This window comes from Tenacibaculum sp. 1B UA (assembly GCF_033978845.1).
Lineage (GTDB): Bacteria > Bacteroidota > Bacteroidia > Flavobacteriales > Flavobacteriaceae > Polaribacter.
Genome location: NZ_JAKVUA010000002.1, coordinates 198,967 through 211,518, shown reverse-complemented (window position 1 = coordinate 211,518; position 12,552 = coordinate 198,967). Strand labels below are relative to the sequence as shown.

At 30.4% G+C, this 12,552-nt stretch carries 8 protein-coding genes; 4 read left to right on the top strand and 4 right to left on the bottom strand.

Features of this window, described 5'->3' with window-relative positions; genetic code table 11:
- Nucleotides 1-21: 21 nt before the first annotated feature.
- Nucleotides 22-363, bottom strand: coding sequence for a DUF2853 family protein (locus MK851_RS03980; protein ID WP_320241639.1), 342 nt, complete (start codon nucleotides 361-363; stop codon nucleotides 22-24).
- Between the two features lie 193 nt (nucleotides 364-556).
- Here MK851_RS03980 and MK851_RS03975 point away from each other — a divergent pair, with 193 nt between their 5' ends.
- On the top strand, nucleotides 557-1,927 hold the full coding sequence (locus tag MK851_RS03975; RefSeq protein ID WP_320241637.1) for a tetratricopeptide repeat protein: 1,371 nt from the start codon (nucleotides 557-559) through the stop codon (nucleotides 1,925-1,927).
- A 32-nt stretch (nucleotides 1,928-1,959) separates the two neighbouring features.
- On the opposite strand, the gene MK851_RS03970 is transcribed toward MK851_RS03975, so the two are convergent.
- The 3 genes from MK851_RS03970 to MK851_RS03960 form a co-directional block, all read right to left on the bottom strand.
- Entirely contained in the window at nucleotides 1,960-3,690 is a 1,731-nt protein-coding gene (locus tag MK851_RS03970; protein WP_303509249.1) for a sodium:solute symporter family protein, read from the bottom strand.
- A 96-nt stretch (nucleotides 3,691-3,786) separates the two neighbouring features.
- Nucleotides 3,787-4,497, bottom strand: a complete 711-nt coding sequence (locus tag MK851_RS03965; protein WP_320241634.1) for a LytTR family DNA-binding domain-containing protein — start codon at nucleotides 4,495-4,497, stop codon at nucleotides 3,787-3,789.
- A 2-nt stretch (nucleotides 4,498-4,499) separates the two neighbouring features.
- Entirely contained in the window at nucleotides 4,500-5,552 is a 1,053-nt protein-coding gene (locus MK851_RS03960) for a sensor histidine kinase (RefSeq protein WP_320241632.1), read from the bottom strand.
- A 180-nt stretch (nucleotides 5,553-5,732) separates the two neighbouring features.
- On the opposite strand from MK851_RS03960, the gene MK851_RS03955 reads away from it, so the two are divergent.
- The 3 genes from MK851_RS03955 to nagB all read left to right on the top strand — a co-directional run bounded on the left by MK851_RS03955 (nucleotide 5,733) and on the right by nagB (nucleotide 12,547).
- On the top strand, nucleotides 5,733-8,870 hold the full coding sequence (locus MK851_RS03955; protein WP_320241630.1) for a SusC/RagA family TonB-linked outer membrane protein: 3,138 nt from the start codon (nucleotides 5,733-5,735) through the stop codon (nucleotides 8,868-8,870).
- Nucleotides 8,871-8,890: 20 nt separating this feature from the next.
- Nucleotides 8,891-10,426, top strand: coding sequence for a SusD/RagB family nutrient-binding outer membrane lipoprotein (locus MK851_RS03950; RefSeq protein WP_320241628.1), 1,536 nt, complete (start codon nucleotides 8,891-8,893; stop codon nucleotides 10,424-10,426).
- Nucleotides 10,427-10,612: 186 nt separating this feature from the next.
- Entirely contained in the window at nucleotides 10,613-12,547 is a 1,935-nt protein-coding gene (nagB, locus tag MK851_RS03945; protein WP_320241626.1) for a glucosamine-6-phosphate deaminase, read from the top strand.
- The last annotated feature ends 5 nt before the right edge of the window (nucleotides 12,548-12,552 follow it).

The following is a 12,552-nucleotide window of genomic DNA, read 5'->3' as shown; positions in this document are numbered from 1 at the left end:
ATATTTATCAAAAAAGAGTTATTACATTCCGTAAACAGATTCTTTGTCAAATTTCTTTACTAACATGTAGTAAACTACAGCACGGTACTTGTTTCTTTCAGACTTTCCAATTCTCTCCATAACTTCTCCAATAGCCTTATCTAATTCAGGTCCATCAGCTAAACCTAACTTTTTCATTAAGAAATTTTTCTTAACGGTTTCCAGTTCTTTAGGATCACTACCAGATACAGTTTCAGCATCATTTTTATAAATAGAAGGTCCTAGTCCTTTTGTAACAGCAGTTAATAAATCTGTGTTAGAACGGATATCTCTATCGTCCATAAATTTTTTATAAAGTGTTACTTTTTCGTCAAATTTACTCATGATTTTTTGTTTAAAATTAGATATTAATTTTTAGTTCTTTCAAATATAGAAAAATAATTAATTCTTTCAAACAACTTAGTGTTAATAAGAAAGAGAGACAATATTGTTAATTAAATTGTTGAAAAGAAATAAACAGATAGGTAAATAGGTACTGTTCTTGTAGTAATTTTATATAAATTCAAATCTGTAGCCTATGTCAATATCAAAATTTGAATCCATGTTGAAAACCAATGAGGTATATTTTTTTGATGCTGTAGAATTTGAAATAATTATAGAGCATTATTTAAATATAGGTAAACAGTCGTTGGCAAAAAAAGCCGTACAGTTAGGTTTGGAGCAGCATCCGTCTTCAATTCAATTAAAATTAATGAAAGTAGAAATTTTAATTTTTGAAGACCAATTGCATGAAGCAATTAAGATGTTATCTAATATTGAAGCTGTAGAACCTCATAACGACGAGGTTTTTATCCAAAAAGCAATTATTCTATCCAAAAAGAAGAAGCATACTGAAGCAATTGCAATTTTAAAAGAATCTTTACAGTATATAGAAGATCCATCTGATGTTTGGTCAATGATAGGTATGGAGTATTTATATCTTGATGATTTTGAAAATGCTCGCTTAAATTTTGCTAAATGTATAGAGGTAGACTATGAAGATTATTCATCGTTATACAATATTGTGTATTGCTTTGATATGGAAGGTAGTCATAAAGACGCTATTAAATTTTTAAATGCTTATTTAGATAAGAATCCTTACTGCGAAGTTGCATGGCATCAATTAGGAAAGCAATATTTTGAGTTAGGTATGTACAAAGAAGCATTAACAGCTTTTGACTATGCAGTATTAATTGATGATAGTTTTATTGGAGGTTATTTGGAAAAAGCAAAAGCTTTAGAAGAACTAAACCGTTATGAAGAAGCTATAGAAAATTATTTAGTAACACTAGAGTTAGACGATCCAACAGCCTATGCTTACATAAGAATAGGAGAGTGTTATGAAAAGCTAAATAATACACAAACAGCTATACATTTTTATAAAAAAGCAGTGCACGAAGATCCTCTTTTAGATAGAGGTTGGATTTTACTAACGAATGCTTGTTATAATCAAGAGAATTATCAAAAGGCATTGTATTATATAAACAAAGCTATTCATATAGATGAAGCAAACGTTTTGTATTGGAGACGTTATGGAGATATCAATTTGAAGCTTAATTTTTATGAAGAATCAGTTAAAGCTTTTAAAACTTGTTTGTCGTTAGGTGATAAAGAAATTGAAATATATGTAGCGTTGGCTGATATTTTATTGTTTTTAGGAGAGTTTAACGAAGCTCTTAAGGTATTAATTCAAGCAAAAAAGACATATAAAGAGTTTGCAGAAATAGAATATAGGCTTTGTGGGTTGTTTATGATTCTTGGTAAAGAAGAGTATAGTATAACACACCTAAAAAATGCTTTAGCGATTGATTTTGAATATTATACAATAATAAAAGAGTTGTATCCTTCTGTTTTTGAAAAAAACAGCATACAAAAAATCATTTCTAATTACGATAAAGCGGTACAATAAATACTTTAGAGTGTTATATTAACTGATATGTATTAGGAAACAAACTTCCAAATCTTTTTTAGAATTAAAATACAAATTAGAGTAATTATCGAAAGTGTAATTGCAAGAATCATTTCACCATAAATCCAGTTTCCAGTGGCGAATAAGAAACTGTACACACCAATTATTCCAGTTACAAATCCAACAATTTTAAATCCAACATTTTTAAATTTATTTTCTCCTTTAAAAATAAGATTGTCAAATTTTTCTAATGTTTTAGCATCTGTAGGTTGTGTTAAAAGAGTTACAATAACCCATCCAATAGTTGTGACAAAAACACCGATGATTAACTGCCAATATCCAGCAATTTCTATGATTGGGGTTTCTATTTTTTTGTTGATAAAAAAGAATACAGCAATAATAAAAGAAATAGCCATAGCAGCAATTTCACTGTATGGGTTTATTCTACTCCAAAACCAACGTAAAATAAACAATAGCCCTGTACCAGCACCAATTTGTAGCAATAAATCGAAAACACTTTTAGCCGATTGTAAATAGAAAGAAAATAACGCAGCACAAAGCATTAGCAATACAGTTGATATTCTACCAACTACAACTTTTTGTTTTTCAGAAGCTTTTTTATTGATAAACCTACTATAAAAATCATTTACTATATATGAGCTTCCCCAATTCAGTTGGGTAGAAATTGTACTCATAAAAGCAGCTATTAACGAAGTTAATACAATTCCTAATAAGCCAGCAGGTAAATAGGTCATCATTGCTGCATAACCAACATCATGACCTTGCATTTCAGCTGTTAAACTAGGAAAAGCTTGATTCATACTATCTAAACTCGGAAAGATAATTAATGAAGCAAGTCCTACAATAATCCATGGCCAAGGACGTAAAGCGTAATGAGCGAAATTAAAAAATAAAGTAGCCCACGTTGCATTTTTTTCGTCTTTAGCAGCCAACATTCGTTGTGCAATATAACCACCACCACCGGGTTCAGCACCTGGATACCAAGTACTCCACCATTGTACAGCAAAAGGGATTATAAACAAGGTAATAAGAGCCTCTTTATCCGAAAAATCAGGAAGCATTGCTAGTTTATCACTCACGTTGGGGTGTGTTAATAAATTTGAAAGTCCGTTGATTTCAGGCAAATTTATAATATATATAGTTGCCCAAACTGAACCAACCATAGCAATTAAAAACTGAATAAAATCAGTAAGTAATACACCTTTTAACCCTCCTAAAGAAGAATAAATAACTACAATTATAGATGAGTATAACAGCATTTCTCCTTGAGAAATTCCTAATAAAATATTGGCAATTTTGGCACCTGCTAAACATACACCAGCCATGGTAATTACATTGAAAATAACTCCTAAATAAATAGCTCTAAAACCTCTTAAAAAGCTAGCCATTTTACCAGAGTACCGCAATTCATAAAATTCTAAATCTGTTGTAATTCCTGATTTTCTCCACAATTTAGCATAAAAAAATACGGTTAACATCCCTGTAAGTAGGAGTGCCCACCAAACCCAGTTTCCTGAAACACCATTTTTTCTAACTAATTCAGTTACTAATCCAGGAGTATCTGCGGCAAAAGTAGTTGCTACCATAGAAACACCTAATAACCACCAAGGCATGTTTCTTCCTGATAAAAAGAATTCAGAACTATTCTTACCTGCTGATTTTGAAGCCCAAATTCCGATGAATAAGGATATAATAAAGAAGGCAACTATAATTATAAAATCTAAACTACTTAAATTAACCATGAATTTATTTTTGGCTTAAACTTAATTAAATTTTGTTAGTCACATAAAAAAAAATCTACTAAATACATCGTTAGGTTGTTAAACAGCATAAAACTATTAATTATTGTTATTTGCATTTAAAATAACCTGTTTTGTGTTTGAGAGGTATTTACGCCCTATAGGAATTCGTTTCTTATTTATTGTTAAAGAGTTTCCTTCTACATAATTTATTTTATCTATTGAAATTGTGTATGAGCGGTGTATTCTTAAAAAGAGGTCGTTAGGTAACTCTTCTGAAATACTGGTTAGGGATTTATGCACAATATGATTATCGGTGGTAGTACTAACTTTTATGTAGTCTTTTAAACTTTCTATGTATAGAATGTCTTTATATTTAATCTTAACGAGCTTTTTATCGACTTTTAGAAAGATATAAGCATCATTTTTTTGCGAACTATTATAGTTAATATTAGAAATACGTTGAGTAAGTTTATTAACTGTTTTTAAAAAACGATTAAAAGGAATTGGTTTAACTAAGTAATCGAGAGCATCAAGTTCGTATGCATCTATCGCAAACTCTCTATATGCGGTAGTTATTACTACATGAGATTTTAATGTTATATTTTTTATAAACTCTATGCCATTCATTTTAGGCATATTAATGTCTAAAAAAATGACATCTATATTTTCATTTTCAATAACTTCAATAGCATCTATGGGGTTGTTAAAAGTACTAACAATGTTAAATTTTTTAAATTTCTCTAAATGTTTTTGAATAACTTTAATAGCAAAAGGCTCATCATCAATTATAATAGTATTAATTTTCACTTTTATAATGGTATATTTAGGGTTACACAGTATTTATTTTCATTTTTTGAAAAAGATAAGTCGTAGTTGTTTTTGTAAAGTAAGTTTAATCTTCTTTTAGTATTTATATTTCCAATACCACTTTTTTCACTATTCTTAAACAAGCTATCTTTTTCATAAGAGTTTTTTATTGAAAACAGTAATCGGTTTTCAGGTTGTTTTTCGATACTAATGTATATATAAAAGTTGGGACTATTTTTATTTCCATGTTTAAAACTATTTTCAATAAATGATAAAAAAATGAGTGGAGGTATTTTTACATTATCTATTTCTCCACCAATTTCAATATTTATTATTGCATTTTCATGACACCTTAACCTTTCTAAATCGATATAGTTTTGAATGTGTTGTATTTCGTTAAGTAGTTTTACTTTTGGTTTTGTTACATCATAAATAACATACTGCATTATATTAGATAATTTTAAAACGACCTCTGGTGCTTGTTCAGATTGCTCTAATGTAAGTGCGTATAAGTTATTTAATGTATTAAAGAAAAAGTGGGGTTGTATTTGTGTTTTTAAAAAATTAAGCTCACTTTTTAATTGTTCTTTTTGTAAAGTAGCAATCCTTTTCTTTTGATAAACCCAGTCTATTGTAAATTTAATAGCAGTAGCTAAAGCAAGTACATAAAGTTCGCCTAAAGTAACAGCAATAATATGATTAAACGTGAAAGCTTGTTGATGACCATCAGATTCTGGCCAGATGTTTTTTGTAACTAATAAATAGTTTAACCCTGTTCGAATTATATATAAAAAGCCTAGTGAAGCGATTAATAAAAAAATATAAGTTTTATATTTTTTTTTGGCTAAAAAACTAGGAACAAGAAAGTATATGCTTGTGTAAACAAGAATAATATGTAGAGGGAATTCAATTAAATTTGATTTAAGAGAATACCAATAATCTCCAAAATAGCTTCCCCATCTAATTACATTAAAGCAAAAATAACTAACCCAAAAAATAACATGATATTTTCTTGGTATGGTTTTATTATTTTTTAAAGAAGCAAATGATTTCATTTTATAAAAATCATGAAAGTAGCTATTTTAAGTTATATCAAATAATTTTTGTTAAAAAAATGCAAAAGTTTAAAAAAAAAGTGTCGTTTGTTGTTTTTTTTGCGTTGTTGGTATATTATTTTTTCCAGAAAAAGAATTAAACATACATTTAACTTAAATTTTTTTTAATTAACCACTCATATGAGAAAAAATAAAATACTACTGTTCTTTTGGGGTTTTATGTTGTTTAGTATAATTATTACCGCACAAGAAAAAGTAATAACAGGTAAGGTAACATCTGCAACTGACGGTTTGCCTTTACCAGGAGTAAATGTAATTGTTAAAGGGACAACAAAGGGAACTGAAGCTGATTTTAACGGTAAGTATACTATAAAAGCATCAAAAGGAAGTGTTTTAGTTTTTTCTTTTGTTGGAATGAAAAAGTTAGAGGTTGTAGTAGAAAATAATATAATAAATGTAGCCTTAGAAGAATCGAATCTGTTAGAAGAAGTTGTTGTAACAGCATTGGGTATTAAAAAAGAATCGAAAAAGCTAGGTTATTCTTTACAAACTATAAAAAGTAAAGACTTAAACAAAGTTAAAACAACCAATATAACAAATGCTTTATCAGGAAAGGTTACTGGGGTTCAAATAAATCAAAACGGTTCAGGAGTAGCTGGTTCTGCATCCATAAATATTAGAGGAGTTTCTTCCTTAGTATCAAATAATCCGCTTATTGTAATAGATGGAGTTATTGTAGATAATACAGGCTTAGGGCAGGGGAGTTTTACTGGTGGACTTGATTATGGTAATGCTTTAGCAGATATTAACCCAGAAGATGTTCAAAGTATAAATGTATTAAAAGGAGGTAACGCAACGGCTCTTTATGGGTATAGAGGAGCGAGTGGAGTTATTGTAGTAACAACAAAAGAAGGTAAAGAAGGAAAAGTAAAGATTGATTTTAGTTCTAGCACAACGCTTGATAATGTTTTAGTAGCTCCTAGATTACAAAATAGTTATGGACAAGGAACATATAATGCGGCTACAAATTCGTTAGAGTATGATATTACTAGATCGGGAAGCTGGGGGCCAAAATTAGACGGCTCTCAAAGGATGAGGTTTGATGGAATAGGAACTGATGTTTATAAAGCAAATCCAAATAGCTTTAAAGATTTTTACAAAACAGGGTCAACTTTTATAAATTCAATAAGTGCATCAGGAGGAAATAAAGTATCTAACTATAGGTTATCTTATACTAACTTAACTAACGCTCCGGTACTAAGAGGCAGTGACTTTGAAAGAAACAGTGTTTTGTTAAATACTTTTACCAATATAACTGATAAATTAAAAGTACAAGCTAAAATTTCATACATCAATAATAAAGCTACTAATAGACCAGATATTACAGATGGGCAAGCTAATACAGTGAGAGGATTAATTTTAAAACCTCGTAATATATCTAATCAAATACTCTCTAAAAATTATATAAAGTTAGATGGAAGACCAAATAATTACGGAGGCGGAGCTTTTACGATGAACCCCTATTATGCAGTAAACACTAAAATAAATGAAGATAATAAAAATAGGTTTACAGGGTTGTTAAATGCAACATATCAGGTAACAGAAAACTTATCAGCCACAGCAAGGTACTCGAGAGATCAAAGTAATTATATAGCATCAATTTATCAGCCTATAGGAGCTTTTGATATTGCACCAACAGGTGGATTAGAAGAAATAACAAATCAAACGGTTTTAAACAACCTAGATTTAATGCTGTTTTATAATGGTAATATAACCGATAAACTATCGCTAGACGCAACTTTTGGTTTCAATACTGTTGAAACTAATTCAAAAACAAATAGAACAGAAGCAAATGATTTATTAGATGAAGATTTATTTTCAATAAATAATTTTACTTATAAGAGTGTTTCTACATTTTTAAATAGAACAAAATCTCAATCATTATTTGGAAGCGTTCAATTAGGGTATAATAATTATGCCTTTGTAGAGATTACAGCTAGAAATGATTGGAGTTCTACTTTACCGAAAGAAAATGCTTCGTTCTTTTATCCATCAATAGGAACTAGCTTTTTGTTGGGTGAAATATTTAATATTAAAACAGAAAAAATAAATAGATTAAAATTAAGAGCAAGTGCTGCAAGAACAGGTAACGCTACATTACCTCATTTGTTAAGCTCTGTTTTTACTGTTACTTCAAAACCTTATAACGGGTTATCATTATTATATTTAGGTAACTCTCAATTACCAGCAGGAGATGCCGAAGAAGGAGCTTCACCAGGATACATCATACCTAACTCAAATTTAAAAGCAGAATTATCTACTGAATATGAAATAGGTTTAGATGCTAGCTTTTTTGAAAATAGATTAGGAATAGATTTTACTTATTACAATAAAGAAACTAAAAATCAAATATTACAAATATCATTACCAGCAACATCAGGAGCGCAAAGCAAGTTGATAAATGCAGGATTAATAAGAAATAGCGGTTTAGAAATAGCCTTGACAGGTACACCTATAAAGAGTGAAAAGTTTTCGTGGAATACAGCTATTAATTTTACAAAAAACGAAAACAGAATAGAAAAACTCGTAGATGGTCTTCCTTCAACTATACTAGCCCGTCAGTTTAACGACGTTATACAACTTGTAGCAACAGAAGGTAGTTTATATGGTGACCTAATAGGATCTACATTTAAAAGAGATAGTGATGGGAATAAAATTTATGATACTGGTGGACTGCCAATAGTAGGAGAAGAAGGAGTAATAGGAAACGTAACTCCATATTTTTTAATGGGTATCACTAATACATTTACCTATAAAAATTTTGAATTAGATTTCTTAATAGATATACGTTCAGGCGGAGATGTTTTCTCTTTTACAGATCGATTAGCAGGAGTACAAGGAACCGATGAAATAACATTAAAAGGAAGAGCCTTTTATGAAGGAGGTCAAGGAATTCTTGTACCAGAAGGAACAACTATTGAAGGAGGAGTTTTACCGTCAGATATAGTTGCTAGAGGAGTAGATCCACAAACTTATTACAATAGATTAGGAAATATTTCAGAAAACTGGATTTCTGATGCAAGTTTTGTGAAATTAAGACAGTTGTCACTTACTTATAATTTGTCTCCCAAGTTTTTAAAGAAATTTTCAATTTCAAAGGCATCAATAAGTTATGTAGGAAGAAATTTAGCAATACTTCATAAGAACACAAGAAACTTTGATCCAGAAGTAGGGTTTAATACGGCAATTCAAGGAATTGAGTTTTTTGATATGCCTTCTACTTCAAGCCATGGGTTAAAATTAGCAGTATCCTTTTAAAAAAAACATACTATAATATTATGAATAATAGAAATAAAAAAAATAGTATTAAAATTGCCAATATTGCTTTAATACTAATTGTAATAGCTTCAACCTTTTCTTGTACAAGTGATTTTGAAGAAATAAACAGAAACCCGAATTTACCAACCAATGCAAGAGCAGAAAATCTTTTAGGAGGAGTTCAGTATTTTACATTTGCAGAACCTAGATTTGTATCATGGAGAGGGAACTTACTGTATACTTCTCAATTTTCACACCAATTTACAACAAATGTTCAAGGTACTTGGTGGGCTGGTGTTGATAGTTATAAAAATGATCAAGGTTGGACTAATGGTGTTTTTGATCAGCCATATAAAAAAAGTAGTATAAACCTAAGAGCTCTATTAATAGAGTATCAAGATCTTAACGATATACAAGGTATGGCCATCACAAGAATAATGATGTCTATGTTTACTCAAAAAATGACAGATATTTTTGGAAATGTACCTCATAAAGAAATAATAGTTCCTAAAATAGAAGTATTAAATCCAAAATATGAAACCCAAAAAGAAATCTATAAATTTATATTAGAAGACTTGAAAGAACAGATGAATATTATTGGAGCTTCTACAGAAACTATTAATGGCGCAAAAGGAGATTTTATTTATCAAGGAGATCCACAAAAATGGAAAGTCTTAGCAAATACATTACGTTTAAGGATGGCTTTGAGAAGTAGAGATGTATTTATAGCAGACGGAGAGTCGAGTTTTATTGATGCGGTTATCAACGATTGTTTAGCAAACCCATTAATAGATGATACTAATGAAGCTACTCTTGAAAGGTCGAAAGAACCTTTAATTAATGCAAATTTAGATGGAGGTTTTGAAGATGTTTATTGGGGCTTTGCCGGTTTAGGTTCTAAATGGGTGCCAACCGAACGTTATGTAAGTTTATTAAGAGATAATAATGATCCAAGATTAGGAGAAATTTTTACAGAAGCAGAAAATGGTGGATATAAAGGTAGTTTTGTGAATATACGTACAGCTCCAGAATGGGAAGACATGGCAAAACCTAGCGAAAAAATTATAGGCAAAGGATTGAGTGATTTAAAAGATCAAGTAAACGTAATGGTTTTAACAGCAGCAGAGTCTAACTTTTTGCAAGCAGAAGCAGCTTTGTTAGGTTATGCAGGAAATGCAAATGCATCTTATCAAGCAGGAATTTCATCTAGCATACGTTTTTGGGGAGCTGAAGTAGGAACCTTTATTGCAAGTGAACCTATAGCAACACTATCAGGAAGTAACGAAGAGCAGTTAGCGCAAGTACATAATCAACGTTGGTTAGCTTCGTTAACAAACGGTTATGAAAGTTGGAGTTTGGTAAGAAGAACAGATTTAATACCACAAATTACAGATAATACTAATTATTGGGTTTCTCAGCCAAATAATGGTAACGTACCGAATAGGTTGCCTTACTCATCAACAGAAAAGACATTAAATAAAGAAAATATTACAGTTGCAATACAACAACAAGGACCAGATGAAATGAACACTAAGTTATGGTGGGATATGAATTAAGAAAACTTTGTTTTAACTCCCCCTCTTTGTAAATTATCTTATATAATTTAAGGATTTACAATTAATTATCAAGCGAGAATATTAAACATATTTTCGCTTGTTTTTTGTCTAGTATTTACTGCTTTTAGTCGAAAAAAAAGATGAAAAAGATAAGTAATAAATACATTTACCTAAAAGACGAAAACCATGATTGGAGACATAAAAACCTATAATAGAGAAGCAATTGTTCATAAACCAGCAGGGCAATTCGAAGAAACTAGATTTGAGAAAATCCATAATATAATTTTTAATAATTCACTCCAAGCTTCAAAAATAGTAGCACATGAAATAGCTGATTTAATTAAACAAAAAGCTAAAGAAAATAAAAAATGTGTTTTAGGATTAGCAACAGGTTCTTCACCAATTAAAGTTTATGAAGAGTTGGTAAGATTACATAAAGAGGAAGGTTTAAGTTTTAATAATGTAGTTACTTTCAATCTTGATGAATATTTACCGATGAAGCCTAATGATGTACAGAGTTACTATTATTTTATGCATGAGTACTTGTTCAATCATGTAGATATTTTATCTGAAAACATTCATGTTCCGAATGGAACTTTATCATCAGAAGAGATTTATCAATATTGCATAGATTATGAATTAAAAATAAAAGAAGCAGGAGGGTTAGATTTTCAGTTACTAGGAATTGGGAGAACTGGTCACATAGGCTTTAACGAACCAGGGTCTCACTATAACTCAAGCACAAGAAGCATAACCCTAGATTATGTTACAAGGCAAGATGCAGCTTCAAGTTTTTTAGGAATAGATAATGTTCCTAAAAAAGCAATTACTATGGGAATAAGTACCATAAAAAAGGCAAAAAGAATTGTTTTATTAGCATGGGGTGTAAATAAAGCAAAAGTTATACAACACACTATTGAAGGAAAAATATCTCCACAAATACCAGCTACTTACCTACAAGACCATAAGAATACTACATTTATTTTAGATGTAGAATCGGCTTCAGAACTTACAAGAATAAAAACACCGTGGTTGGTTATGTCTTGTTTTTGGAATAAAGAACTAAAAAAGAAAGCTGTTTTCTGGTTAAGTGAGAAAGTGAAAAAACCAATTTTGAAGCTTACAGATAAGGATTATAATGAAAACGGAATGTCAGGACTGTTAGCAGAAGAAGGAAGTGCTTATAGTTTAAATATAAAAATATTTAACGCCTTACAACACACTATTACAGGATGGCCAGGAGGAAAACCTAATGCAGATGATACAAATAGACCAGAAAGAGAAACACCTCATAAAAAAAGAATAATCATTTTTAGTCCCCATCCAGATGACGATGTAATATCTATGGGAGGTACTTTCGATAGATTAATAGAGCAAGGGCACGAGGTTCATGTGGCTTACCAAACCTCTGGTAGTATTGCTGTGACCGATGAGGATGCTTTAAAGTTTGCTGAGGTAGCTAAGGTACTTACTACAGATAAGAATCATTTAGATAAAGTGATTTCTAAGATTAATGAAAATAATAAAAGAGCTGTGGCTTCAAAAGAAGTACAACTTTTAAAAGGAACAATAAGAAAAGCAGAATCATATGCTGCTACTCGTTATTTAGGATTACCAGATGAATTTGTACACTTTTTAAACCTTCCTTTTTATGAGACAGGGAAAGTAAAGAAAAATAACTTATCTGATGTTGATGTAAAAATTATGTGTGATTTGATAGAAGAGGTAAAGCCTCATCAAATATATGCAGCGGGTGATTTAGCCGACCCTCATGGAACCCATAAAGTGTGTTTAGATGCACTTTTTGAAGTATTAAAACAATTAAAACCTAAAAAAATGATGGAAGATTGCTGGGTATGGTTGTATAGAGGAGCATGGTTTGAATGGGAGCCTTTTGAGATTGAAATGGCAGTACCACTTAGTCCAGATCAAGTTGTAAAAAAACGACATGCTATTTTTTATCACCAATCACAAAAAGACAAAGTAATGTTTAGAGGAGATGATATAAGAGAATTCTGGGTAAGAGCAGAAGACAGAAATAGATTAACTGCTGAAAAATATCATGATCTGGGAATGGCAAATTACGCAGCAATCGAAGCATTTAAAAGACATTATTTCTAAAAACT

What these genes read in the sequence shown, in the direction of transcription:
- MK851_RS03980 (WP_320241639.1), bottom strand. Translation starts at nt 363, where the DNA reads ATGAGTAAATTTGACGAAAAAGTAACACTTTATAAAAAATTTATGGAC.
- MK851_RS03975 (WP_320241637.1), top strand. Translation starts at nt 557, where the DNA reads ATGTCAATATCAAAATTTGAATCCATGTTGAAAACCAATGAGGTATAT.
- MK851_RS03970 (WP_303509249.1), bottom strand. Translation starts at nt 3,690, where the DNA reads ATGGTTAATTTAAGTAGTTTAGATTTTATAATTATAGTTGCCTTCTTT.
- MK851_RS03960 (WP_320241632.1), bottom strand. Translation starts at nt 5,552, where the DNA reads ATGAAATCATTTGCTTCTTTAAAAAATAATAAAACCATACCAAGAAAA.
- MK851_RS03955 (WP_320241630.1), top strand. Translation starts at nt 5,733, where the DNA reads ATGAGAAAAAATAAAATACTACTGTTCTTTTGGGGTTTTATGTTGTTT.
- MK851_RS03950 (WP_320241628.1), top strand. Translation starts at nt 8,891, where the DNA reads ATGAATAATAGAAATAAAAAAAATAGTATTAAAATTGCCAATATTGCT.
- nagB (WP_320241626.1), top strand. Translation starts at nt 10,613, where the DNA reads ATGATTGGAGACATAAAAACCTATAATAGAGAAGCAATTGTTCATAAA.